Annotated in this window: 26 protein-coding genes and 3 tRNA genes; 4 read left to right on the top strand and 25 right to left on the bottom strand. The window is 45.4% G+C overall.

Features of this window, described 5'->3' with window-relative positions; translation table 11 throughout:
* Positions 1-33: 33 nt before the first annotated feature.
* Together GCA01S_RS21000 and GCA01S_RS11765 are read right to left on the bottom strand one after the other, a co-directional pair.
* The gene (locus tag GCA01S_RS21000) at positions 34-156 is read right to left on the bottom strand and encodes a hypothetical protein (protein WP_017436674.1); all 123 of its coding nucleotides are present in this window, start codon (positions 154-156) and stop codon (positions 34-36) included.
* Positions 157-626: 470 nt separating this feature from the next.
* Positions 627-1460, bottom strand: coding sequence for a pirin family protein (locus GCA01S_RS11765; protein ID WP_017436675.1), 834 nt, complete (start codon positions 1458-1460; stop codon positions 627-629).
* A 482-nt stretch (positions 1461-1942) separates the two neighbouring features.
* Here GCA01S_RS11765 and GCA01S_RS11760 point away from each other — a divergent pair, with 482 nt between their 5' ends.
* Complete coding sequence (locus GCA01S_RS11760) at positions 1943-2578, top strand: FMN-dependent NADH-azoreductase (protein ID WP_017436676.1); 636 nt, start codon at positions 1943-1945, stop codon at positions 2576-2578.
* 124 nt (positions 2579-2702) lie between these two features.
* Here GCA01S_RS11760 and GCA01S_RS11755 read toward each other — a convergent pair.
* The 15 genes from GCA01S_RS11755 to GCA01S_RS11695 all read right to left on the bottom strand — a co-directional run bounded on the left by GCA01S_RS11755 (position 2703) and on the right by GCA01S_RS11695 (position 12939).
* Positions 2703-2795 (bottom strand) — tRNA-Ser (locus GCA01S_RS11755).
* A 12-nt stretch (positions 2796-2807) separates the two neighbouring features.
* Positions 2808-2880: transfer RNA gene (locus tag GCA01S_RS11750), tRNA-Ala, on the bottom strand.
* A 12-nt stretch (positions 2881-2892) separates the two neighbouring features.
* Positions 2893-2966 (bottom strand) — tRNA-Pro (locus tag GCA01S_RS11745).
* Positions 2967-3148: 182 nt separating this feature from the next.
* A complete protein-coding gene (locus tag GCA01S_RS11740) occupies positions 3149-4129 on the bottom strand; it encodes an ABC transporter permease (protein ID WP_042410182.1) in 981 nt (326 codons plus the stop codon).
* A complete protein-coding gene (locus tag GCA01S_RS11735) occupies positions 4122-5036 on the bottom strand; it encodes an ABC transporter ATP-binding protein (protein ID WP_017436678.1) in 915 nt (304 codons plus the stop codon). Before GCA01S_RS11735 ends, GCA01S_RS11740 begins: the two co-directional genes overlap by 8 nt.
* Positions 5033-5827: an SGNH/GDSL hydrolase family protein gene (locus tag GCA01S_RS11730; RefSeq protein WP_017436679.1), complete on the bottom strand. Its 795-nt coding sequence runs from the start codon at positions 5825-5827 to the stop codon at positions 5033-5035. Before GCA01S_RS11730 ends, GCA01S_RS11735 begins: the two co-directional genes overlap by 4 nt.
* 295 nt (positions 5828-6122) lie before the next feature.
* The gene (locus tag GCA01S_RS11725) at positions 6123-7088 is read right to left on the bottom strand and encodes an MBL fold metallo-hydrolase (RefSeq protein WP_042410181.1); all 966 of its coding nucleotides are present in this window, start codon (positions 7086-7088) and stop codon (positions 6123-6125) included.
* Positions 7089-7410: 322 nt separating this feature from the next.
* Positions 7411-8295: a sulfite exporter TauE/SafE family protein gene (locus tag GCA01S_RS11720; RefSeq protein WP_017436682.1), complete on the bottom strand. Its 885-nt coding sequence runs from the start codon at positions 8293-8295 to the stop codon at positions 7411-7413.
* A 164-nt stretch (positions 8296-8459) separates the two neighbouring features.
* Positions 8460-8585 carry a TipAS antibiotic-recognition domain-containing protein gene (locus GCA01S_RS21330; protein WP_369492344.1) on the bottom strand — a complete coding sequence of 42 codons (126 nt, stop codon included), beginning with the start codon at positions 8583-8585 and terminating at the stop codon, positions 8460-8462.
* A 410-nt stretch (positions 8586-8995) separates the two neighbouring features.
* Entirely contained in the window at positions 8996-10360 is a 1365-nt protein-coding gene (locus tag GCA01S_RS11715; RefSeq protein ID WP_042410178.1) for a glutamine synthetase family protein, read from the bottom strand.
* 300 nt (positions 10361-10660) lie between these two features.
* Positions 10661-11347, bottom strand: coding sequence for an ABC transporter permease (locus tag GCA01S_RS11710; protein ID WP_235605536.1), 687 nt, complete (start codon positions 11345-11347; stop codon positions 10661-10663).
* Positions 11348-11374: 27 nt separating this feature from the next.
* Entirely contained in the window at positions 11375-11761 is a 387-nt protein-coding gene (locus tag GCA01S_RS11705) for a gamma-glutamylcyclotransferase family protein (protein ID WP_017436686.1), read from the bottom strand.
* A 42-nt stretch (positions 11762-11803) separates the two neighbouring features.
* Complete coding sequence (locus tag GCA01S_RS20150; protein WP_017436687.1) at positions 11804-11971, bottom strand: hypothetical protein; 168 nt, start codon at positions 11969-11971, stop codon at positions 11804-11806.
* Positions 11972-11983: 12 nt separating this feature from the next.
* A complete protein-coding gene (locus tag GCA01S_RS11700; RefSeq protein WP_017436688.1) occupies positions 11984-12184 on the bottom strand; it encodes a cold-shock protein in 201 nt (66 codons plus the stop codon).
* Between the two features lie 197 nt (positions 12185-12381).
* The gene (locus tag GCA01S_RS11695) at positions 12382-12939 is read right to left on the bottom strand and encodes a thioredoxin family protein (RefSeq protein ID WP_042410177.1); all 558 of its coding nucleotides are present in this window, start codon (positions 12937-12939) and stop codon (positions 12382-12384) included.
* Positions 12940-13081: 142 nt separating this feature from the next.
* On the opposite strand from GCA01S_RS11695, the gene GCA01S_RS11690 reads away from it, so the two are divergent.
* From GCA01S_RS11690 to GCA01S_RS11680, 3 genes are all read left to right on the top strand, one after another.
* Positions 13082-13711 (top strand): hypothetical protein, encoded by a 630-nt coding sequence (locus GCA01S_RS11690; protein ID WP_052510040.1) that lies wholly within the window; start codon positions 13082-13084, stop codon positions 13709-13711.
* Positions 13712-13921: 210 nt separating this feature from the next.
* Positions 13922-15016: an LLM class flavin-dependent oxidoreductase gene (locus GCA01S_RS11685; RefSeq protein ID WP_017436690.1), complete on the top strand. Its 1095-nt coding sequence runs from the start codon at positions 13922-13924 to the stop codon at positions 15014-15016.
* The gene (locus GCA01S_RS11680) at positions 14937-15584 is read left to right on the top strand and encodes an MOSC domain-containing protein (protein ID WP_042410174.1); all 648 of its coding nucleotides are present in this window, start codon (positions 14937-14939) and stop codon (positions 15582-15584) included. Before GCA01S_RS11685 ends, GCA01S_RS11680 begins: the two co-directional genes overlap by 80 nt.
* 36 nt (positions 15585-15620) lie before the next feature.
* Here GCA01S_RS11680 and GCA01S_RS11675 read toward each other — a convergent pair whose 3' ends face one another.
* From GCA01S_RS11675 to GCA01S_RS11640, 8 genes are all read right to left on the bottom strand, one after another.
* Positions 15621-17417 carry an ABC transporter ATP-binding protein gene (locus GCA01S_RS11675; RefSeq protein ID WP_042410172.1) on the bottom strand — a complete coding sequence of 599 codons (1797 nt, stop codon included), beginning with the start codon at positions 17415-17417 and terminating at the stop codon, positions 15621-15623.
* Positions 17398-19137 carry an ABC transporter ATP-binding protein gene (locus GCA01S_RS11670; protein ID WP_042410168.1) on the bottom strand — a complete coding sequence of 580 codons (1740 nt, stop codon included), beginning with the start codon at positions 19135-19137 and terminating at the stop codon, positions 17398-17400. Before GCA01S_RS11670 ends, GCA01S_RS11675 begins: the two co-directional genes overlap by 20 nt.
* 349 nt (positions 19138-19486) lie before the next feature.
* Positions 19487-19918, bottom strand: coding sequence for an anti-sigma factor antagonist (locus GCA01S_RS11665; protein ID WP_042410167.1), 432 nt, complete (start codon positions 19916-19918; stop codon positions 19487-19489).
* Entirely contained in the window at positions 19893-20342 is a 450-nt protein-coding gene (locus tag GCA01S_RS11660; RefSeq protein WP_017436695.1) for an ATP-binding protein, read from the bottom strand. The genes GCA01S_RS11665 and GCA01S_RS11660 overlap by 26 nt, the downstream gene beginning before the upstream one ends.
* A gap of 42 nt (positions 20343-20384) precedes the next feature.
* Positions 20385-21836 (bottom strand): SpoIIE family protein phosphatase, encoded by a 1452-nt coding sequence (locus tag GCA01S_RS11655; RefSeq protein WP_042410163.1) that lies wholly within the window; start codon positions 21834-21836, stop codon positions 20385-20387.
* A 187-nt stretch (positions 21837-22023) separates the two neighbouring features.
* Complete coding sequence (locus tag GCA01S_RS11650) at positions 22024-23127, bottom strand: GerAB/ArcD/ProY family transporter (RefSeq protein WP_042410159.1); 1104 nt, start codon at positions 23125-23127, stop codon at positions 22024-22026.
* Complete coding sequence (locus GCA01S_RS11645; protein ID WP_017436699.1) at positions 23115-24350, bottom strand: Ger(x)C family spore germination protein; 1236 nt, start codon at positions 24348-24350, stop codon at positions 23115-23117. Before GCA01S_RS11645 ends, GCA01S_RS11650 begins: the two co-directional genes overlap by 13 nt.
* Positions 24347-25972: a spore germination protein gene (locus GCA01S_RS11640; protein ID WP_042410156.1), complete on the bottom strand. Its 1626-nt coding sequence runs from the start codon at positions 25970-25972 to the stop codon at positions 24347-24349. Before GCA01S_RS11640 ends, GCA01S_RS11645 begins: the two co-directional genes overlap by 4 nt.
* Between the last annotated feature and the right edge of the window lie 111 nt (positions 25973-26083).

Below are 26083 nucleotides of genomic sequence, written 5' to 3'. Positions count from 1 at the left end.
AGAATATCATGTGTTCTCCCCATCAACGAAAAACTATACTTCTACCATCATCGCATCATAGGCGATTTCAATGGACAGTCCTTGTTTTTGCAACGGTTTTTCTGCTTCTTTGAGATCATCAAAGCCTAATCCGTTCATTTCTTCGATATGGGTCAATATGGTTTTTTTCGCCTTTCATTTGCGAATAATATCCAACGTTTCTGCTCTTCCGGCGTATCGATTAAGACGTCCGGACCGTGCACAAACAGCTTGGGCCACTCCGGCCGTAAGGGATTCCTTTCGCACGCGCCTCGACGCATACGCGGCATTGGGGAATCGTCACCGCTTCACCCGTTCCTAAAAATTCTATTTTATGTCCTTTCCTCGCTTCCATCATTATTCAGAAACAACACTGTATTTGTCCCCATCTAAACAAAACGTGATACGATGCTGAAATAACGGAAAACAACACAAGAAAAAAGAGCACTCAAAGGGTCAATAACATCACCAAAGCAAAATAAAATGGAGAGTTTTGCAACCATTTCCCTCCCTGTAGTATGAGTAATACAATTGTACCTATTTAATCTGAATTTTACAAATATTTTTGTCATAAAAGAGCGCTCCATATCGGAACGCTTTTTTTACGGTTACTCGACAAATTTTCCCTCTTGATAATCGCGGATCGCTTGGCGGATTTCTTCTTGCGTGTTCATGACAAACGGTCCGTAAGCGACTATCGGCTCGTTAACCGGCTCGCCGGCATAAAGGAGAACGCGCAGCTTTTCATTGGCGGTGACGGTAATTTCACTTTCCGACTCGCCTTCAGCGCGGCTTAAAAATAATACTTGCCCTGCTTTTCCTTCGGTGGCATCAGCGCCGAATGCACCGCTCCCTTCCAAAATGTAAAGAAATCCGTTGTAGCTTCCCGGTAAATCTTGCACGACGCTTGCTCCCGGCTCCAGCATCATTTCCACCATTGTTACAGGAACATGGTTGAGCGTCGGGGCTTTTACTCCTTTCGATGACCCGGAAAAGACGCGGATAAGCGCCCCTTCTTCTTGGCGGACCGGCATCTCTTCGGCCTTTAAATTTTGATAGCGCGGTTCGGTCATTTTTTTCTCGCTCGGCAAATTAATCCATAGTTGCAAACTATGCACGGTCGAGCCTGGCGCCGGATCTTCTTTATGAATTACTCCTCGGCCTGCCGTCATCCACTGCACATCCCCGGGACCAAGCGTACCGTGACCGGCTTTGCTATCAAAATGTTCCAGCTGTCCGTCAATCACATACGTTACTGTTTCAATGCCGCGATGCGGATGAAAGTCAAATGTCCCTCTTTGGAAAATATCCTCCATCAGCATCAAAAACGGATCGTACTCTTCCCAATTTCCCGGCTCTAGCACCGGCCCGCTGCGATGGATCGGGCTGTTTGTTTCGATTTGCACCGTTTTCACGCGGCGGATACGACGCTGTGCTGACATTCTATTGTCCCCCTTATGGTTGTTCGAAATCGAATTTTTCATCTGTATCGTACTCCACACAACGGATGAATGCAAACGATTTACTTTGTTACATCATGTATTCCTATATCATTCAAACGGATAGGAAATTGGCTTTTTTCATTTGTTGCTACTGCCTCATCATACTCCTCGCATTTGGAACACCATCAAGCGGAATTTCTTTGCGATATTCGAACATCGTTGCCAGGAGTGTGAACATGTCTGCGGCGCAGACAATTCACTCCTTTCTCTCCTTTATTTTACAATATTTTTCCCTGATAAGATGCTTATATTATTTACTGATGTATTATACTTTTATCTAAAAAGCATATTATTTTACAAAAGCAATCGAGTTGCATTATGATATCAACGTTAAAACACTATGCCATTTATTGCGATAGGCCATACATGGATGTACATATAGTGTTTGACAAACTATTCACAGCAGCGAAAGGAGAATGATCATGGCTAAATTACTGTACATTACAGCAAACCCAAAACGGGAAGAAGAATCTTACAGCTTATCCGTCGGCAGAGCGTTTCTTAACGCTTATAAACAACAACATCCACAAGACGAGATTGTCGAATTAGACCTTTATCGTACCGATATCCCTTTCATTGATACCGATGTATTAAACGGCTGGGGCAAACTGCAACAAGGACAGGCATTTGAACAGTTAAGCGAGGAAGAAAAACAAAAAATCAGCCGCATCAATCAGCTAACCGATCAATTTATCAATGCAGATAAATACGTGTTTGTCACACCGATGTGGAATTTTAGTTTTCCGCCGAAAATGAAAGCTTATATCGATACCATTTGTATCGCAGGAAAAACGTTCCGTTACACAGAAAATGGTCCGGTAGGGCTGTTAACAGGAAGAAAAGCCATGCACATTCAAGCCCGCGGTGGAATTTATTCAGAAGGACCAATGAAAGAAATGGAATTTGGAGACCGTTATTTACGGGCGGTGCTCAACTTTATCGGCATCACTGATGTTCAGTCCATTTTTGTCGAAGGAATGGCACAATTCCCGGATGAAGCCGAGGCAATTAAACAAAATGCAATCAAACAAGCTGAACAAGCGGCGAAAAATTTTTAACGAACTGATGACCTGTTCCTTTGATAAGGGGCGGGTCATTTCTATTTTAAAAAAATAAAAAAGCTTGCCGATTGTATCGGCAAGCTGTATGATTCCAAATTTTTTAGTATGTAGCCAATAATAATGGCGGAGGAGGAGGGATTCGAACCCCCGCGGGCTGTGACACCCCTATCGGTTTTCGAAACCGACCCCTTCAGCCAGGCTTGGGTACTCCTCCGTATGTAGATGATGGAGCCTATCGGATTCGAACCGACGACCTCCTGCGTGCGGGGCAGGCGCTCTCCCAGCTGAGCTAAGGCCCCATCACGAAATGATCGGGAAGACAGGATTTGAACCTGCGACCTCACGGACCCGAACCGTGTGCTCTACCAAGCTGAGCTACTTCCCGATTACAACCGCTAACGTTAACGGCAATTAGTATTCTATCTAAAAAAAATAATATAGTCAATACTTTTTTAAAAAAAATTTTTGCCTGGGCATGCAGGGATAGACAAATCACGTGTTCACAGCAGTCAAAGTGGCAGAGAGCATGCAAAAAAGGGACGAATCTGCTTCCAGCCGTCCCTTTTTTTAATATATATCTCTTTTTGTAAACACTATAAACGAGATTGCGAGCGCCGCAAGCCCCCACACCGCTAACACCGTCATGGAAAATCCGAGCGTCATTCCTTCAATCGGCGGCGCTGTTCCGCTAATGTAATCCGTAAGGCGAAGATTGACCATAAATAAATATTTCGCCGAATGCCAGGAAGATACCATATTGGACAAAATCGCGCCCGAAATCAATGCGGCAAGCATAATCCCCATCACCGCAGCGGTGCTGCGCACCAAGACGGAAAGCATAAACGTCAATGTCCCCACCACAATGCACACAAACCAGGCAAGCCCCAACTCAATAAGCACATACTTCCACTGCGGAAGCATATGAACATTTGCTGTATTCAGTTCTTCTCCTTGAGCGACAAATCCTGTCAATAATGGCAGCCGCCATCCTTCGTATCCGAACACCGCTCCAGAAATGAAATACGACAGAAAAGCAACCGTAAGCAAAATAAACGAAATCGACAATAACAGCGCGATGTATTTGCTGAGCAAAACCGCCCCTCTTTTAACCGGCCTTGTCAACAAGAGCTTAATCGTGCCCCCGCTCGCTTCCGACGATACTAAGTCAGCGGCGACGACCATGACAAGAAGCGGAAGAAACAAATCGATCGCGTTTTCGATAAACATGCGCATAAACGTTGGCGCACCAGGAGCGGATGGGTTGATGTCGTGCTCTAAATAGTATTGCTGCTGCTTTAGGCGAATTTGCAAATATTTTCGCCATTCGTCAGAAATACTGCTCGAATTGAGACGGTTTTGCGCGTCGATAATCTGCTGCTGCAGCTGCGTCCGCCAATCCGTCGTTCCGAGCCGTTCCTGCATTTCCTGCACCCGCTTATATTGCGCGTATGTAAAAAGGGCAACGAGCACGGCGACAATCGCCACAATGACCCATAACCGCTTTTTGCGGACAATTTTTAACATTTCGTTGTACACGAGGTTACTCAATCGTCTCCCCTCCCGTCAATTCAATGAACAAATCCTCGAGCGTCGGCAGTTTCGGCTGAATTTCATGGACGGCGACCCCTGCTTCGACAAGCTTTTTGTTCCAAACGGAGAGTTTTTTTGGTTCGTACGGAGTGATCAGCGTATCCCCATCAATTCGAAAAATCGACGTTTCCGCCGCTAATATCGCTTTCGCCATTTCCAGCGGCTCGACCTTCCATGCGACACGCGCTTGCTCTTTTAACAGATGTTCCACCGTATCAACCCGAAGCAACGTCCCTTTGGCCATAATCGCCACGCGGTCGCACATTAATTGAATTTCACTTAACAGATGTGAGGAGACAAGCACGCTCAATCCTTCCGTTTCCGCCAAAAAGCGGATAAATCCGCGCATTTCGCGAATGCCGACAGGATCAAGCCCGTTGGTCGGCTCGTCCAAAATCAGCACTTTCGGCTTTCCTAACAGCGCCTGTGCAATGCCAAGGCGCTGCCGCATTCCGAGCGAATACGTGCTAACACGATCATGGATGCGGTTTTGCAAGCCGACTAACTCCACCACTTCCACAATCCGTTCTTTTGGAATATCGCGAACCATGCGCGCGAAATGTTCGAGGTTTTCCCAGCCGCTTAAATACGGATATAATTCGGGATTTTCGACAATACAGCCGATGTGGCGGATCGCTTCGGTAAACTGGCGCTCCAGGTCATAGCCGCAGATGGAAATACGCCCCGCTGTCGGCTTGATGAGCCCGACGAGCATGCGGATGGTTGTCGTTTTTCCCGCGCCGTTTGGCCCTAAAAAGCCGAACACTTCCCCCTCTTTTAGTTCAAAGGAAATTCCTTTAATAATTTCTTTGCGGCGAATCGTTTTGCGCAAATTTTCAACGATTAAGGTTGCCTGCTTCGTCACTTTTTGTCCCCCTCTGTGAATGTAATTAAAGAAGCGACGCGTTCGCCAATCCGTTTGTATCCGTCTTTATTCGGATGAAAGTGGTCGCTGTATAAGTAATCATTCACATGCAACGCAAATAAATCGAAGGTCGGGACCGCAATAATATTCGGATAGCGAGCCGCCGTTTCTGCCGAAGCAAAGTTCCACTGCCTTACGATCGCTGATGTTTTCTTCGCATCGCCGAGGTCGCTAAACGGATTGTAAAGACCGATGTAAAAAACAACGGCATCTTTATTGACGCGGCGAATCGTTTGAAAAATGCGGTCTAAGTTGCGCAAGTACGAGTCTTTTGCCTGCTCGATTTGCTTTGGCGTAAGCCTGAGCGCTTCTCCACCTTGAAACAAATCGTTCCCGCCGATGGTCATCACAACGATATTGGCTAGTTTTAGCTGCCGCTGGATCTCGGTTTGCCCTAATTGCTTAAGAAGTCCATCAGACCGCTGTCCTTTAATGGCCAAATTAGTCACGCGAATCGGCTTCGTTGTTTTTTTGCGGAGCTGATCGACCATATAGCCGACATATCCTTTTCCGCTTTCGTCTCCCGTTCCTCTTGTCAGCGAATCGCCGAGGGCGACAATATAAATTTCACGGCTATCCGCTTTTTTCTCTTTTGTATATTTTGTCGTGTCTGCCGGCGGCATCGCGGTGGAAAAAAATTGATCTTGAATGGTCATGGCAAGACCGCTAATCCATAATATTCCTGCCAGCACCGATACAATCGTGATGGTGCTTACAATACCGCGTCGCATGCAATCATCCTTTCTGCTTTTCCTTTGTTTTTTTATCATACAACATTTTCACGGATGTTGACTAATCGGGGATTCGCGATGACATAAACGTTCTATCCAATAAAAACAGCTTGGTGATGTCACCAAGCCCATTATGTTCAAATCATTTTCACAGATGCTTGTTCGTTCAAACCGGCATCCCACACTCGATCGATTTCACCTGTTCATTGTTTAAAATACAATGGAAACCGTTCTCAAAAACAGCCTTGCATCGGCAATTGCAACGCATCAGAAATAGCATAACAATTCTCTTATTCTAACCTTGTTGGATTGTCTTTTGTAAATAATCGACAATTCCCATCGAACATACTTGAAGATCGAGACGGATGATATCGTACGCTTCGGATGTCGATGGAATATTTTTTTCTTGCAAAAAGGCGCTGACCTCTTGATATAGCGCTTGAAACACCGCTTTCGTCTTTTCTTGCATCGGCGCGTCGTGTTGTTCCGCCATCACCTTTTCCCCCGCTTCAACAAACTTCGGAAGCCAAAAACGAAGCTGTTCAAACGCTGCACGAGGGTTTTCCAACATGCCAAAATGACCGAAATAAATGCGTTCAGGCTGGAGCTGTTCGAGACGCTCAGCCGATTGCAGCATCGCCTCCGGCCGAAATTGGTTCGGAGAAGTGGACGGCAAACAGTATTCAAGCCCATCTTTCAGCAACTGCGGATAAAACACCCCGATCGTATCGCCGGTAAAAACGCCGCGGCTGCGCGAATCGTAAATCGAGAAATGATGGTTGGCATGGCCAGGCGTATCCAAAAACGTCAATGTGCGCTCATTGCTGAGCGTAAGCGTATCGCCATCTTCTTTTACAATGAGACGATCCTCTGGAACCGGCAAAACGGGAGAAAACAATTCATCAAAATTCTCCCTATACACCGCTTTCGCCCCAGCGATTAACCGTGACGGGTCCGCTAAATGGCGCTTCCCTTTCGGATGAACGATGACGCGGGCGTTCGGACATTTTTCAAGCAGCGCCCCAGCGCCGCCTGCGTGATCCAAATGAATATGTGTCACAATAATATAGCGGATATCCGCAGGATCAATCTGAAGCGTTTCCAACCCTTTTAATAAATACGGAACGGAAGGGCTTGGACCTGTCTCAATAATCGCGATCTCTTCTTCGTGAAGCACATATGTACCGGTGCGCTGTGCAACTCCTAAATCATACAAATCAATCATTGAAATGCCATGTCCTAAATCAACCGGTTTTTGCATAATGTCATCTCCCATTTTTTATACATTTTTATATTTATTTTAATATTCTAACAAATAAAGAAGAGAATCTCCACCAATAAACAAGACATAAACGATTTCCGATCATTGATCTTCCATCGCTTATGTCTTATATAAGTTAATCGTTAAATTTCTACCGCCCAGTGCGTTACGTCCATGCTGTCGGATAGGAGATATACTTGATATGCCTGATGAACAGGCTGTTCCGCTGTTTCTCAATCCCAGCATCAAGGTTACAGAACCCTTATATCCTCTATCCATCCGCCCCATTTTTCCAATCTGTGACATGTACTTTCGTTTATTTTTATGACGCAAGATCATTAGATAGCGATACTCTCCGATGATTGCGAACCGCCAACCATATCGAAACCGCCCAACCGAGCACGATAGCGCCGTATACGGCTGGATACCAGCTGTCGGGAGCTCCCCACGCATGAAGCAAGGTGCGAACATTAGTAAAAATGATTAATCCCCCGACTAATACCCCAAGCAAATGGGATGGCAGCTTGCGAACGAGCCACGCCGCAATCGGAGCAGCGATGATTCCCCCTAACATCAGCGTTCCTACCCAAAACCAGTTGACTTGTTCCCAGCCTAACGAAATGACAAATCCAATGGTAGCGGATAAAGCAATGGCAAACTCCGACGTATCGACTGTTCCTATCACTTTTCTCGCCTCTATTCCTTTATTCGCGAGAAGAACCGGTGTGGAAATCGGGCCCCATCCTCCTCCGCCAGTCGCATCGAGAAAACCAGCCACTAAACCAAGAGGAACAAGTTGCTTATTCGAAAATTTCTTTGGCGGCTGCGGATCTTGGCGGGCGGATAGAAATAAAAACCGATATATGATATAAACCCCAAGCGCTAACAAAAATAGAGAAACATATGGTTTAATGAAATCCCCTGGAAGATTGCTTAAAAAGCAGGCTCCGACAAACGCGCCAAGCGAGCCGGGAATAATCAATTTGACCAGCATGTCGCGGTCGACATTTCCAAATTTAATATGTGATGCGCCCGAAGCTGCGGTTGTGACCACTTCCGCTAAATGCACCGAGGCGGAAGCGACCGCCGGGGCAATCCCGAACGCAAGCAACAGCGTTGTTGACGTAACCCCATACGCCATTCCGAGTGAACCGTCAATAAGCTGCGCGATAAATCCAACAATCACAAACACGATTAACTTTTTCATTTCATCCCCTCCGTCTGAAATGGTCGAATATTTTTATTAATTAATACATTAATACCAAGTATTCATAGTTGTCAACTTCGAATTACAAAAAATAAAATAGAGTTTAGATTCATCATCTGAACCCCGTTTTATCTAACCAATAGAATTTTATCATGCATTTTTATTCATCTGACGATCGCAGCATACAGCATCGCCTCACGCAAAAATGCAGCTAGCCCCATTTGATAGCGGTCAATACATTTCGTAAAACGCTCATCGTTGACATATAAGCCGCCAAGTCGGCGGAAAATGTCAAAGGTGCAATCATAAATGTCTCCATTCCACTACCGCCTCTGCATCTGCTCGTCGTCCGGTCCGTATGCCTTGCGAGCGGTAATTTTTCCGTAAATATCATCCATCTTTGCTTTTATCGTTGCCCAATCTTCCTTCCTGTATGCCGACGTTCACCGTTTTACCTGTTCAACCATATCAGCGCCATATTTCTCTCGCGCTTCCTTGGCGTATTTCTGTGGATGCTCTTGCGTCCGTACACTCACATCCGCGATATCTGCTACTTCTTTGCTTTATACAAAGCGTTTTCACCTTCTAAGCAGAGCATACAGCATCACGCAACGTTAGATTCAACGCTATATTTCATTATTCACAAAAAAGGGCACTGGAAAAGACTGATAGAGCAATCTTTTCCGTGCCCCTTTTCTGTTTAAAACTTCGCTTGATATTGTTCAATTTCCCAAGCGTGCACAGCGGTGCGGTAGCTGTCCCACTCTGCTTTTTTCATAGCGACGTATTCCTGAAACACGTGTTCCCCGAACGTTTCGCGTCCGATTGTGCCGTTTGCGAATTCTTCCACTGCCGCTCCTAAGCTCGCCGGCAGATTTTCAATGCCAAGCAGAGCGCGGCGCTCTTCTGTCATATGGAAAATATCTTCGTCAATCGGCGCCGGAGCTTGCAAGCCTTTTTCCACTCCGTCCAAACCAGCGGCGGCAATGATGGCAAACGCAAGGTAAGGGTTGGCCGATGGATCTGGACTACGGAGCTCGACGCGGGTCGCCATGCCACGTTTGGCTGGGATGCGGATTAACGCCGAACGGTTTGATGCCGACCACGCGATATAACAAGGCGCCTCATATCCCGGAACAAGCCGTTTGTACGAGTTTACTAGCGGATTTGTAACGGCGGCAAAGCTTTTGACATGCGCGAGCAAGCCAGCGATAAATCGATAGGCCGTTTCTGATAATTGGTTTTCATCACTTGGATCAAAAAACGCATTTTCGCCGTCTTTAAATAGCGACATGTTCACATGCATACCGGAGCCATTAATGCCGAACACCGGCTTTGGCATAAACGTGGCGTGCAGTCCATATTTATTGGCGATCGTTTTTACGACCCACTTATATGTAGTTGCATTGTCTGCCGCCCCTAACACATCAGCATATTTGAAGTTGATTTCATGCTGTCCTTCCGCAACTTCGTGATGGGATGCTTCGATCGTAAAGCCCATCGCCTTCAACGCGCGGTAAATTTCTAAACGAACGCGCTCGCCAAGGTCCTTTGGAGACGGTTCGAAATATCCGCCGCTATCATGGAGTTCTGTCGTCGGGTTTCCGTTTTCGTCCGCTTTGAATAAAAAGAATTCCAATTCTGGGCCGACAGAAATCGTATATCCTTTTTCCGCGGCACGCTCAATTGTTTTCTTTAAAACGTTGCGTGGATCCCCTTCAAACAGCGTTCCATCAGGATTGAGAACAGAACAAAGGAAACGGGCTTCGGAATATCCTTCCTCTACTGTCCAAGGCAATACGGCAAATGTGTTTAAGTCAGGTAGAAGATAGAGATCGGATTTGTTGATGGGAGAAAACCCTTTAATTGAGGAACCGTCAAACATGATTTTTCCTTCCACAACATCATCAAGCTGCTCCGCCGTCACCGTAACGTGTTTCAAAATTCCTTCGATGTCGACAAATTGCAGATGCAAAAGCTCGACATGTTTTTGCTTGATTATTTCTTTGATTTGTTCAAGCACTGCTTCCCGATCGCTTGTAGGAGAAACCATCACCTTTGACATGTTACATTACCTCACATTCTGGCGTTTATTTTTATAACATGTCTTTATTATAGGGAAGGAGCGCGTATTTGGCAATACTTTTTTTATTAATTTTTCTGTATTTTTATAACACTAACTAGAAAACGTTTTCAAAGAACTGCCAAAATCGAACTATAAATAGTGATATATCTGTATATTTATGCGATTTCGTTAATAAAAAGGGCAGCTGCCTATAAAGGAGGATTCATCAACACCCTTTTAGACAGCCGCCGTGATAGACATATGCAGCCATTATCAAGAGAATTTGTTATGATCACCTTCTCAGTAATCGTTAGTTTGATAGAACGCTTGATAATTGAGAAAGCAAACGGCAATCGCCGAAATGGCCGCGACAACAAGAAGGGTAAATACGATAAAAATTTGATATTTGACTGCAGCAAATGGATCTGCTCCGGCCAAGATCATTCCCGTCATTGTTCCGGGAATTTGTACAAGCCCCATTGTTTTTAAGGAATCAATCGTTGGAATCATTGCAATTTTGATGGCGTGCTGTTTTATATTGTTACGTTGTTCCCGTTTCATCGTTTCTAATACGACGCTTGAGGCAACCATCGCTGTTCCTGAAAACATTCCAGCAACTGGGATAATGTATCGAGCTTGAAATGGAATAATGCGGCAAATTAGCCATAACATAATTGGAATCCCAACAGAAACAATCATGCTGAAAAAGACAAGAAAAAACGTACGTTTTGCATCGTTTCCCCGCTTCGAAACGTTGAACGAAGCAACAGCCACCATCAATAGCACATAACCAATAATAACATACCATTTTTTTAAAGAAAAAAGATAGGAAATGCAATATCCTAATATTAATAATTGAACAAATCCGCGCAATGAAGACCAAATAATGTCTTTTTCTAATTTTAATGACTGCCGGTATGATATAAATACCGGGACAAGAATAAACAGCCATATGACAAAAAGCGATGTATTATTGATTTCGTTCAATAAAAACACCTACTTTCTCATACGCCGCTAGTTCGTATGCCGATGCCGCCATGACCCCGACGGAATGAGCGGAAGGTGCGCCGCTTTACTTTTTAGGTATATATATACATACCCTTCGATCGGCTGTTCCAAATCTTTAATCCAAACCCGCTCGTATTCGTTATGTCGGCCCCCTTCTTCATATTCTTCGAGCTCATCCATCGCTTGCAGCCCTTCTTCCGTTACGGTAAACCATTCGCCGATTACTTCGCCTTCTTCTTCGACAACGAGCGCGGGGTATGCCCCGACGTCATATAAGCGCCCTTTCACTTTTCCCGGCTGAATATCGCGGATATAAGGAGCGGCGACAAAATGGTTTGCTTCCCCCACTAACAACGTTCCATACACAAACACACGGTATAGCAGCGGCCTCATTTCTTTCTCCCCTTTTTGTTTACATAATAAAATTTATGAAAACTATAAGCGGGATATATCTACATCTCTATCATACAACAAGACAAAAACAATGGAAGCCCTGCCTCTCATCCATCCTTGCAGCTCCGAAGCTGCGCCAGTGTGAATTTGTCCGTTCCGAAATGAGCCGCCTGCCGTAAAAAAAAGTGATACCGCCAGAAGCGATATCACCTTATTCCCTCCTTACGCTTTACGTACGTTTGCCGCTTGCGGACCGCGATTTCCTTCGACAACATCAAATGTAACGAATTGCCCTTCTTCTAACGTTTTAAACCCTTCACCCTCAATAGCGGTAAAATGAACGAAAACATCGCCGCCGCCATCCTTTTCGATAAACCCATACCCTTTTTCCGCATTAAACCATTTTACTTTTCCTGTACTCATTGTGATTCCTCCAAAAATAAGTATTGACCATCGCTACCGCTATAAAGAAAAAGCCGTGCGCTTGCGCAAGCAAGGGAACATATAAGCAGGCCCCCTATTCGCAAGGCACGACTTATGATGATCCTTTATACGACGAACGAAATGGTGCTTTGTTAATAATACTGGATGCGCAAAAGAAAGTCAAGAAATGATGGAAATTATTCCTTCCATTTGATGCTGCAACCAATGCTTGGTTTTTGTTTTTCCGGCACTGGCTCGCCATTCAATAATGCGTCTAATGCCGCGCGAATCGATTCCCCTGTAACCGGAATGCCATTGTTTGGCCGTGAATCGTCAAGCTGGCCGCGGTATACGCATTTTAAGTCGCGGTCAAAGATATAGAAGTCCGGCGTGCACGCCGCTTGGTACGCTTTTGCCACCTCTTGCGTTTCGTCAAACAAATATGGGAACGGATAGCCTAATTCTTCGGCTACTTTTTTCATATTTTCCGGCGAGTCTTCCGGATATTTTTCCACATCGTTCGAATTGATGGCGATAAACGTGACTCCTTTTGGCTGATAATCGTTGGCAAGACGGACAAGTTCATGCTGCACGTGTTTCACAAACGGACAATGATTGCAAATAAACATAATCACCGTTGCAACATCCGATTTTACGTCTTCCAAACGGACGGTTTTGCCATCAACTACGTTCACTAGTTCAAACGACGGCGCTTTTTGCCCTAATGGAAACATATTGGACTCGACTGCTGGCATACATCCACATCCTTTCCAAATTTTCTATTTATTTTATTATACCAAAGCATGAGACGGCATCACAAACTTGGTGCCTAACCGAAATAAGAATAGCTGCATATGATGTCACATAGGTATTTACAGATGGAAAGGAGTGTCGGGCATGTCTTTCATTTATACGAACAAGAAATTGACTCCGCGCGTCTATGAAGGAACCCCTCCCGCTTCATCACATTCTGTTTTCTATTACCGCCGGTCCGCCACCGAGCAAGTATTAGAGGGACAACAGCGGCTTTACAATGAACTTTCCGCTTTACTAGCAGAACTGCAGCGTTCCGTTTCCGCCCAACACCAGCAGCAACAACAGCTATATGAACGATGGAATGAACGAATAGAACAAGACGTAACGGCCAAGCATGCCATTAACGACTCCCTTGTTTTGCAAGAGGAGGCAACAAAAAAACTATCGCAGCAACTCGCCGCGTATGAACAATTATATCAAGGGCTGCTCACCCGTTTAGAAGGGCAAGAGAAACTATACCAAAAATTAATTGAAAAATTGGAGCTGCAGCACGTGTTTCAGGAAACGGTCATCAAGCGGCTGGAAGCACAGGAAGCGACACAATACAAAATGACGCGCCAGCTCGATAGCTTAAAAGAAGCGTTATACGAACGGTGCTCCTTTATCGTCGACACAATGAAGGAGCTGATGCGTTCGTTATTTTCACGCCATGAACGAAAGAAAGCAACAAAAGAACAACCGGAGCGGGAAGAAGAGCTCGTACATTTATAAATCAGCGCGCCCCAACAGCGGCCTAGCGGGGCGTGTTCTTCTTTTTTAGCTGCAACCGCTGAAATAAAATGAAAAGCAGCATCGATTCAACATAAAAATCCTTGCCTACTTACAGGCAAATCAATAGACAATTTTCCCCTAGCGGGGCATAATAAGAAATAATTAATCCCTCTTGGAACATGAAGCACGATAGCGAAAGGATGTTTTATCATGAGCCTTAAATTAAGCGTGTTAGACCAATCCCCAATCGCGGAGGGGATGACAGCGGAAGAAGCGCTCGCCAATACTGTCCGGCTCGCGCAATTTGTCGAGGAGCTTGGCTATGAACGTTTTTGGGTGTCGGAGCATCATGATACAAACAGCCTTGCAGGTTCATCTCCGGAAGTGCTCCTTGGCCATATTGGCGCGAAAACGTCGCGCATCCGCATCGGATCAGGCGGAGTAATGCTCCCGCATTATAGCGCTTATAAAGTGGCAGAAAACTTTAAAGTGCTCGAAGGGCTTCATCCCGGCCGGGTTGACTTAGGGATCGGGAGAGCGCCTGGCGGCATGCCGATTGCGACGATCGCCTTGCAAGAAGGAAAACGAAGAGATATAGACCGCTATCCAGAGCAGGTTGATGATTTGCTTGCTTATTTACATAACGACTTGCCGAAAGAACATCCATTGCACGGACTAAAGGCGACACCGAACGTACGGACAGCTCCCGATGTATGGCTGCTCGGCTCAAGCTCATCCTCCGCGCTCCTTGCCGCGCAAAAAGGGTTGCCGTATGTGTTTGCCCAATTTATTAACGGCGAAGGTGGGGAATATTATACGAAATTGTACCGTGAACGGTTTGTGCCATCGAAATATTTAGATAAACCGCGCAATATGGTCGCTGTGTTCGCCATTTGCGCCGAAACAGAAGAAAAAGCGGAATGGGTGGCATCAAGCCTTGATTTATCGCTGTTGATGATTGAACAAGGCATGGTGTCCAACGGCACGCCAAGCCCGGAAAAAGCAACGGCTTACCCGTACAGTCCGTATGAGCGCAAACGGGTTATCGAAAACCGCAAACGGATGATCGTCGGTTCGCCAAAACAAATAAAAGAACAGCTGTTTCGGCTCAGCGAGGCTTATGAAACAGAAGAAATTATGCTTGTAACGATTACCTATGATTTTGCAGATAAACTGGCGTCATTTCGGTTAATTGCCGAAGAATTATGGGGGGTAGAGGGAATAGATGAAAGTGATTTCCGTCAATGTCGGCGCACCAAAAACGGTGATGATCGGCGGAAAGCCGTTGACAACGGGAATTTATAAAGAACGGGTATTGGAACCAGTTCTTGTCACGAAGCTCAACTTTACTGGAGATCGACAGGCGGACTTAGTGCATCACGGCGGGTATGACAAAGCGATTTGCGCTTACCCGTCGGAACATTTTACGAAATGGACGAAACGGTATGAGCGTCCATTTTTTCCCGGTTCGTTTGGCGAAAACCTCACACTAGCAGGTTTGACGGAAAAGGAAGTATATATCGGCGATATTTTTTCCGTCGGAACGGCCGTCATTCAAGTATCCCAGCCAAGACAGCCATGCTTTAAGCTGGCCAAGCGGCACGGTCTGCCGGACCTTCCGCTTGTGGTGCAGCAAACGGGCCGAACCGGCTTTTATTTTCGCGTGCTGCAAGAAGGCGTTATTCAGCAAGGCGATCCGCTGATACTAGTCGAACGCAGTCTGTCCCGGTTATCCATTGACTATGTCAATCACATTTATTATATGGAAAAAACAAATGTGGAAGCGATGCGAAAAATCCTCGCCGAACCCGCCTTATCGAAAAGCTGGCGCGATGTGTTTGCGGCAAGGATTTCCGCCGCCGCTAATTCTTAAAAAGAAACACCTTGTACACGCGTGTACAAGGTGTTTTTATGATACTTCCTCTTTTTGCAGATGGCTATGGTACAACTCATAGTAAAACCCTTTTGCCTTCAGCAGTGATTCATGCGTCCCTTGTTCGACAATTTTTCCTTCATTCAACACAAGAATGCGGTCCGCATGTTGCACCGTGTTGAGCCGATGGGCAATGACAAAACAGGTCCGCCCTTTCATCAGTCGCTCGAGCGCCTCCTGAATTTTCATCTCAGTCACCGTATCGATATTGCTTGTCGCCTCATCTAAAATTAAAATCGACGGGTTTGCCACCATCGCGCGGGCGATTGCCAAGAGCTGTCTTTGACCTTGACTGATGCCGCTGCCATCTTGCTTTAACACCGTATCATAACCGTTTGGCAGCTTTGTAATAAACGAATGGGCGTTGGCCCATTTCGCCGCCTGCTCCACTTCCTCATCGCTTGCCTCTAACCTTCCGTAACGAATATTATCGCGAATCGTTCCTTCAAACAAAAACGTATCTTGCAAAACAAATGCCATATGGGCGCGCAAGTTTGCGCGCTTAATAGAACGGCCATCATGCCCATCGATGAAAATATGGCCGCGGTCAGGGTCGTAAAAACGGGTTAACAGCTGCAAAACCGTCGTTTTTCCTGCCCCGGTCGGGCCAACAAGCGCCACCGTTTCTCCAGGAGAGACAGAAAAGCTGACATCACGAAGGGCATCGCGTTTTTGATCATAAGAAAATACGACATGGTCAAATTCGACTTTCCCTTGCAGGTGTCCAAGAGAAATCGCTCCCGTTTCATCCCATTCTTCTTTAGGCGTATCTAAAATTTCAAACACCCGCTCCGCGCCGGCCAGTGCGGACAGCAGCGTATTCCATTGGTTGGCCAAATCATTGAGCGGACGGGTAAACTGGCGGGCATACTCGACAAAGACAACAATGACTCCAATCGAAATGATTCCTTTAAGCGCCAAAACTCCGCCGACGCCGGCAATCAGTGCAAAACTTAAGTTGTTTAAAAAGTTCATCAGCTTCGGAATAAAGCCGGAATACGTCTGCGCCCAAAAACCGGCGCGCTTTAACTGTTCGTTTTTTTGCAAAAAGTCGTTGATCATTCTCCGCTCCTGCGAAAACATTTTCACCACTTTTTGTCCGGAGATGACTTCTTCGATAAATCCGTTCATTTCCCCTAAACAGCGCTGTTGCTCGCGAAACCGTTTTTGCGTCCGGTTCGTGATCCACTTCATCCCCGCATACATCATCGGAACGATCAGCAAGGTCACCAGCGTAAGCAGCGGGCTAAGCCAAACCATCACGCCAATCGCCCCGGCAAGCGTGAGCGCGCTCGAGATCACCTGGATTGCCGTGCTGTTAAACGTTTGGCTCATATTATCAATGTCATTGGTGATGCGGCTCATCAATTCGCCTTGCTGGCGCTTATCAAAAAACGAAATCGGCAGTTCATGAAAATGGCGGAACAGCTGTTTGCGGATCGCATAAACCGTTTTTTGCGCGACACCGATCATCCAATAGTTCTGCAAAAATGTCGAGGCGGACAGGGCGACATAAATAAAAAGAAGAAGCGCAAGCACCATCCAGAAGCCGTCTGTCCGCCTTTCAACTATATACCTATCAATCGCTTTCCCGACGACATATGGACCAAGCAGGCTTAAGCCGGAACTGATGATGACTATTATTATTGCCGCCAAAAGCCAGCCTTTTTGCGGCGAAACAAATGACCAAAGCCGCTTTAACGTGCCAATACTATCCCTCGCTTTCCGTTTTTGGCCCATCGTCGCCAGCGTACTATGCCGTGGTCGTAACATCGTTAAGCCCCTTCTTTCCAAACTGCGATTCGACGATTTTTCGGTACAGTTCGCTCTTTTCTAGCAGCTCATCATGGCTTCCTTTTGCGAGCAGTTGGCCATCTTCTAGCAAGAAAATCACATCGGCTTCCATTGCCGTGCGGATTTTTTGCGTAACAATCAATGTCGTGCACGTATATTCTTTTAGCGCTTCGAGCAGTTTTGCCTCCGTTTTTAAATCAAGCGCGCTCGTACTATCATCGAGCAACAAAATTTTCGGATGGCCGACAAGCGCCCGGGCAATCGACAGGCGCTGCTTTTGTCCGCCCGACAAGTTCACTCCTTTTTGTCCGATCACTGTCTCGTACCCGTCGGGAAAGCTCATAATCGTATCATGAATTTGCGCGTGTTTCGCTGCTTTTATCACTTCTTCCATAGAAGCGTTGGCATTTCCAAAACGAATATTTTCCGCGATCGTGCCGGAAAAAAGCAGCACTTCCTGCGGAACAAAACGAATTGCGGTGCGCAGCTGTTCTTGATTCACTTGCCGAATATCAACGCCATCGATCAACACCCGCCCATCGGTCGGATCGTATAAACGGGGAATCAGCTGCAGCAGCGACGTCTTTCCTGAACCGGTCGCTCCTAAAATCGCCACTGTTTCGTGCGGACGGACGACAAACGAAATATCTTTTAACACAAGAGTGCGGCTGTTCGGATAGCGAAAAGACACGCGCTCAAACCGAATCTCTCCTTGCCGGATAGGCACGGCGCCGCCCTCATGCCCGTCTTTCATTTCCACCTCCGTTTGAAGTACATCCGCAATCCGTCCTGCTGATGCTTTGGCACGTGAAAATGCCATCGTAATAAACGTAAACATCGACAACGCTGCCGTAATACGGGTCGCATAATTGACAACAGCGACAACTTGACCCGCTGTGGCGCTCCCCGCTTTTATGTCGACTCGTCCAACAAAAAGAATAACAATAATCGCCATATTCATTACGAATAGCAATACAGGCGTAATGGTTTCCACTAAGCGCAAGACGTTCATCGTCCGCTGCATTAATGACTCGTTCACCGTCATAAACCGCTCTTGCTCGTATACTCCTCTCATCCACGCTTTAATGAGACGCATTCCCGCCAGATTTTCACGCATCACGCTATTGACTCGGTCGAGCGCTTGCTGGACGATGGAAAATGAGGCGGCCGCTTTATTCATCATCCATAACAAAAATGCCACTAATATCGGAACGGCAACAACGAACATGAGCGCAAGCTGCACATGAACAATTAATGACATCGCGACGCTAAACACAACAAGAAGCGGAGCACGCAAGGCGATGCGCAAGCTCATAAATACCATATTTTGCACTTGTGTCACATCATTTGTCAGTCTCGTAATGAGCGAAGCGGTCGAAAACCGTTCCACATTGGCGAACGAAAAGGACTGAATTTTTTCGAATAGATGCTTTCGCAGCGAAAATCCACACTCTTGACCGACGTAGGCGGCAGCAAAAGAGTTGGCAATCCCCGATGCAAACGCTAGAAGTGAAGCGCCGATCATCACCGCACCCCACGTCCAAACAACAGACAAGTTTTGTTTCATGACTCCATCGTCAATAATTTTTCCCATCAACAGCGGCTGCCATAATTCCACTAACAGCTCAATAAGCATCAGCATCCAAGCGATGATCATCCATTTGCGATATGGTTTTAAGTACAATAATATCTGCCGCATGTTGTCACTCCCCCGTGCCTATCATCTGAACCTCCACACGACTAAAGTCGGTGCGGTCTGACGTACTAAAGAGTTTTCCTACACCTGTGTGCAGGCACTCCATCTTGTTCTGTTAAGGATCATGGGCAAAATCTCACTGGTGTTTAGCGCTCTGCCGGCCCGGTTTAACATCGTTTTCCACTTCATTCCAAAACTCAAACCATGGACTTCGTGGCTATCTGCTTTTGTAACTTTTATTCTACTCGCCAAAAAAGCGTTTTACAATTTTTTGATCTTTTATGGAAAAAGACGACGGGCCGTAAATGAACGAGGGAGTGTTATACGAATACAACTGGATTTCCGTATATTTTCAATTTTGTATACAATGGTTCTGCCATATTTTCAGCAACATTTCCTGGCTGGCAATTTCTTTAGTGAGCGAAGCCAGCAACCGAGCGAGATCCTCTTCCCGCTCCACAATCGGAAACAATTTATCAAATTTTGCAATCGCCAATATCCTTTCTACCGTTTTATTAGTGGAAACGACCAATGCAATTTGTTTGTTTTGGCAAACCGCCTTTTTGAAAAAGTGAATCAATAACGCTAATCCTGTACTATCAATAAAAAGAAGTTGACTGACGTCCATTATGACGATGTTTCTGTCTATTTCTGCTAATGCCATTTCCATCTTTTGTCTTGCCGCCTGTTGCGTATGGTAAACCAAATTTCCTTTTAACCATATTTTCGCATACGTTTCTACCGATACCGTTACTAATTCAAAAGTGGATATCCGACGATCCATTCTGTCCTCTCCTCATTTTCATTACGATCGCACATTTGCCGCCTTCATGCGGCACGAATGACACCACATCCATCGTTTCCTTGATCAGTAAAAGACCGCGCCCGGATTCGGCAAGCAAGACATCTTCCAAGCTTTCCTGCCCCAATCGTTCGATCTCTTTTATCGGAATCCCTCCGCCTTCATCGGTTACCGTCACCGTTACCTCTTCCTCTGTAATTCGCCAGGATACGACCAACGCACCGTCATCTATTTTTCTTCCCAGCTGTTTTACTGCCTTTATGGAATTGACAACTGCTTCATGGACCGATAAGACAAACATATCGCGATCATGAAGGGAAAAGAAGCGGGCGATTTGCTTCGCCAGCAAATCGCAAAAATCAATGGCCTCCTCCGTCGCTTTGCATTGCATCGTTATTTCGTACATTGTTTTGCACCTACTGATACAGCTAATTTGGAAGTTATCCTGTCACTGAACTGTAATAGACAGCAAACATATATCATCGACAGGGCTTGTCGACGATTTTCCCTCTTCCATCAACATATGTAAAAACTGTTTGTCTGATAAATGGCTGTACATTTTTGTATACGTACGAATTTTATTCATGCTTTGTAAAATAGAGGAGTCGATTTCATCTAAAATCCCATCGGTATATAAAAATAGTCTTGTCCGCTTTCGGTAATGAATCACCTCTTTTTCAAACGGTACAGAAAACGGGCTGCCGATCGCCAATCCGCCCTTATCCAATTCAATGATTTCTCCGTCCTCGGAAACCAATAATCCGGCAGGGTGTCCGGCATTTGTATACTCGATCTGCTTCCTTTTCGTATCAATCACCAAATAAATCATGGAAAATAAATAGCGGATTTCATTTACCTCATCTGGAAACAAGTTTTGTACATGTTTCTCTAGTTCGGTAGCAACATACACTGGATCGATGACACGTACAATCAGTCCCCTCAGCAGTGAGCGAAGCAGCATGCTGACAAGCGAAGAAGAAATGCCATGCCCCATTACGTCAATAATAATGACGCCATAACGATCCCGATCAATTTGGTAACATGCATATATATCTCCAGATAAGTCGTCCGACGGGATATAAACCGCATCCATTGTTACTACATTGTTTTGGATCGGGGGCGTTAATAAACTTCGCTGAATTTTTTTCGCGAGCTCCACTTGCCGTTTGTGCTCGATGTCTTTTTGCCTCCGCCTTGTAATATCTTCAAACATCACAATATATCCGGTAACGTTTCCATCCGAATCGGTCACCGAAATGACTGCATATGCAACGTCGATTAATGTTCCGTCCTTTCGCTTAACCATGCACTCCCCGGCTTTTTTCTCTTTTAACGGATAGGAAAATACCTCATGATGGGGGTACTCATAAAACAGAGAAGATAAACTTTGACCAATGACTTCCTCCCGCTTCCAGCCAAATAACGCTTCAGCGGCATGTCCCCAGTCTTTTATCGTCATATTTTTGCATAACGGAATTACGGCCAGCGGGGCAGTTTGATATATGGCTCGCAACATTTGTTCCGATTCTGGCAAAGAAGCTGATGTTTCCGTATCGGTAAAACACCAGACGTAACATTCATCTGTCGCGCCGGAAAGCGCATATACTGTTAACATCTTTGTGCGCTTTTGGCCATTGTCCACGTAATGATCTATTTCCCCTTGCCAATAACCGCTTTCTAACACAGTTTCCCAAATCAATTCACACTTTTCAGCAATGCGTTCATCGGCAAGAAGAATATGAATAGATTGGCCGATTAATTGCTCCTTAGCATAACCGGTCAGTTCCGCTATCTCATCATTCACCGCTACAATTAATTGGTTTCGGTCAGTAATGATCATTCCACCACTGGCACGATGGTTAAACGTTTTTCCGATCACCTGTACATTTAGCTTCACCATTGTTCAACCCTTTTTCATCGTAATCTCTCATTATTGCCCCACTTCATGATAAAAGGTCACCTTTTGAACACAAGGCAACCATTGCTTCGAAACGGAAAGGTTTTCTTTTTTGATTTATTAAATTCGCTTCCCCCCCTCCTTTTCCTGCTTTTTCTTTGGAAAAAAAGATAGCCATTTTTTCCTATTTTCATGATTGCTGATTGAAATAACGGTGACGAATAGCTGCAATCACGAGTAAACAAATAGGAATAATAACTTGCAGCGGCAAGTGCAAATAGACCGTGACAATCCGTAATCCTTCCTTAATATGTTCGGAATAATTGTCAGCGATCGCAACGGATAATAACAACACAATGAACCCAAGAGAATAAATGAGACGGTGATGATTTTGCACTCCAAATAACTCGCTCGCTCCTACCACTCCAGCATAAAAAAAGAGCGAGATTTTAAAAAAGCCGCCAATAATAAGGGCAATCATGAAAAAGACATCGAGGCGTTCCAAAAAATTAGCAACTTGAATGTTTCGGATCGTGTCTAAAAGCGGGAACGTCGAACGGGACACAAGCTCTGGGCCAAGCACCGCCACATTAATCGCCATGGTAATGGCTAAATTGATGCCGCTTAGTCCCATACCGATAATAGTCGCTTGTTTTGCTTTTTCCGGATTGTTTAAATACGGAAATATCATCGCAAATACGATCATTTCCCCAAACGGCACATAAAGTGTTTCCGTAAACACTACTTTCCACACAGGCTTCCAGCCATCCGCCAGTACCGGCTCCAAGTTATATAAATGCACTAACCCTGCACTTATGACCAAAATAAACCCGCCGATTGCCAGTACATAAAGAAACGTCAAAAACAGCTCCCCTGTCCGTGCTAATACCTCAATGCCTTTATACACACCATACATCACCGTCAATATCATAATCGCATTTAAACTAAAGAGAGGCGTTTCCGGATAAGCAAACGTCAAAAGCAGCTCTCCGAAGTCCCTGAGCACCCGGGAGGCAAGAAAAAGAAAATAAACGGTATACACAAACGCAAGCGCTTTGCCAAACCAAGGTCCGATAATGTGTTGCACATAGGATGTTAAGGGAATATCCGGATAATAACGGTAGAGGCGATAATAAACCAAAAACAGCAATATGCCGCCTACCATTCCTAACAAGATCGCCAGCCACACATCCTGCTTCGCCCGCACTCCAAGCGGAATGACGAGCGCACTGCCATGTTCAAACAGTATGATGAGCACAAACAATTGCCGTGCGCTAATTTTTACTTTTTCCATTCCAGTTTCCCGCCTTGCTGTTGAAATATATATGGTTTATTCCGCAGTCCCGTCCGGCGGATAAAAGACTCAACTTTTACATTGACCTCCAAATAAGGGAAATATGATTCATTCCAATTTTTTGCTATTTTCCTCCATTCGTGTGGATAGGAACGATACACGGTTTGACCAAATCCAAAAATATCTGTCCTCTTTTCTTTTGCTCTTTCAACGGCGTCAAGGACTTCCCTTTTTATGGCCTGTTCTATCGCCGTTTTCAGCATTAAAAGCTGCTTTGGATCGTTTAAGTCAAGAGGCACCAGCACTTCACCGATGTCTCCTTCTGTCTGAATATGAACGGAAACAGACGGCTTCCCATTTTTGATATGGGCGGCCACACTCGTTTGGGACCGATCTACTTTATAGCTAATTGCCTCTTTTTTCCCTTTCCATCCTGTTGTGATATTGGTTTGTTTAATCTTATCTAATACCCATAACACCCCGCGGGATGCTTCCCCATTAATCCATCCGACAAGTTTTCCGTCTTTAAACATCGCCAATCCATCTACATACAAGCGCGCATCCGGCTCGGAAGCTTGTATGCTTAATTGACGTTTTCCTTTTCGTACGTTCCCTTCAATTCCAACACCGCTAATAACAGGAGCTTTTCCTTGTGAAGAAAGATCTCTAATGATGTCTCCTACATGAATATTGATGGTTTCCCCCCACATTTTTTCTGAAAATTGCAATGTTTTGATAATTTGATTGGCAGAAATTTTATCAATGGGTGTTAATATTTTTAATACATCCTCCGCTGAATGATGGCGGGCAATGACCACCATGGAAGTCGCGCGAAACTGGCTGTTGCGCTCCATCGCGTCAAATAGCCCATCCAATCCTTCTCTGGCTACCTCCTCCCCAATCACTACCAAGTTCGTATGGGCATAATACGGAATCCGCGATACCTTTTGCGATGTTTTTCGGCTTGCCTCGACAAGGTTATTGCCTGTTGCTTTATAAATAGAAACCGGCACTCCACCGCTTCCTCCTCCTCTTTGCGTTGCCCCGGCCACATTTCCAGGGTTGACGACTTGGTAGATCATCATGTATTTTCCATCTTTGGTTTTATCCAACCCAACTGCGATGATAAAAGCCAAATCGGTAAGCTCTTTTCTGCTCCAGCATCCCGCAAGGATGATTCCACATAGCAAAATAGAAACGACCGTTGCGATTATTCGTTTCATGACGTTTCTCCCCTGTTTGAATCGTTTGAACTATTCGAGCCAGGCGGTTGTGGCTTCTGATTGTTCCCTTGGCGCTCAATATTTTTTTGGCTGATGAGATGCGGCCGATCTTTAAACGCCCATGTCGGCACACGGAAGAGCGTATCACCCATGTTAGCTGGAATGGATGGAGCCAATGGCGACATATATGGAACACCAAATGAACGAAGGCTGCATAAGTGAATGGTCATCACTAAAATTCCCATGATAATTCCGTAAAACCCAAACATGGCCGCAAGAACCATAAGCAAAAACCGAATGAGGCGGGCAGAAATAGCAATCGCAACTGCCGGCGTTGCAAAACTAGCCACCGCTGTAATCGAAACAACGATGACCATCGCCGAAGAAACAAATCCCGCCTCGACTGCCGACTGTCCAATGACAAGCGCGCCGACGATCGATACCGCATGACCGACCGCACGCGGCAGACGCACCCCAGCTTCTCGCAAAATTTCGAAAGTGACTTCCATCACCAATGCTTCGACAAACGCTGGAAATGGAACTGCCTCCCGTTGCGCAGCGATCGCAATAACCAGCGGCGTCGGGATCATTTCTTGGTGAAATGTTGTCGCTGCAATATACAACGCAGGAGCAATTAAGGAAATAAAGAAAATAAGCACACGCAAAAAGCGAAGTGCCGTCGAAATATCAAAACGGGAATAATAATCTTCGACCGCCTGAAAAAATTGGATAAACACAGCTGGAACAACCAGGACAAATGGAGTTCCCTCCATAAAAATGGCGACTCTTCCCTCTAACAGATTTGCGGCAACCGTATCCGGCCGTTCCGTATGATATACCGTAGGAAACGTAGTATATGTTTGATCTTCAATTAATTGTTCGATATAGCCAGATTCCAAAATACTGTCAATATTGATGCGGTTAAGCCGTTGTTTTACTTCTTGTACAATTTCCTCATTGGCGATTCCTTTTATGTACATAATGGCGACGTCTGTTTGCGTTACTTTGCCGATTTTCATTGTTTCCATCCAAAGATTTGGATTTTGAATGCGGCGGCGAATCAGTGAGGTATTGATGCGCAGCGATTCGGTAAACCCGTCGCGAGAACCGCGGATCGCTATTTGTGTTTGCGGCTCCTCAATTTGGCGATATTGTCCCCCTTTTGTGCTCGCGCATAAGGCCAACGGAATTCCATCAAGGAGAATAATCGTCCTTCCGGACATTAGTTCTGTAAATAACTCGGACCATTGAGAAATTTGCCGAATCCCGCCGACAGCGGCCAGTTTCTTTTCCATCCAGATAAATAGGTCTGCCGGCAATAAAGAAATTGGAAACGTCGCGGTCATGAGAGGTTCAAGTAAAAATTGGCACACATTTTTTTCGTCAACAAGACCATCGACAAAAATCATAGCTGCGCGAATCGTACGTTCATGGCCAACATCAAAGCGACGAATGACAATATCAGGACTGTCTCCCGTCGTATGACGGACAATATCGATATTCATTTCTAGTTGTGAATGAATGGGTTCCTCTGGAATATCCTGCGCTTGGCCGCTTTGATCTTTTCCTTCTTTCCCCTGAATTTCCTGCTTTTTTTTCTGTAATCCCCACTGAAACAACATTTACTTTCCCCCTTGCTCCGAACTCATGCATTTTTCATTATGGGCAACGAAAAAAGTGGATATACAAAATCAAAACAAGAAAGAAAATAAAACAAGAGAGAAAGGTTTTAC

It is taken from the genome of Parageobacillus caldoxylosilyticus NBRC 107762 (genome assembly GCF_000632715.1).
Classification (GTDB): domain Bacteria; phylum Bacillota; class Bacilli; order Bacillales; family Anoxybacillaceae; genus Saccharococcus; species Saccharococcus caldoxylosilyticus.
The sequence above is the reverse complement of the archived record's forward strand: the minus strand, read 5'-3'. Positions and strand labels throughout refer to the sequence as shown.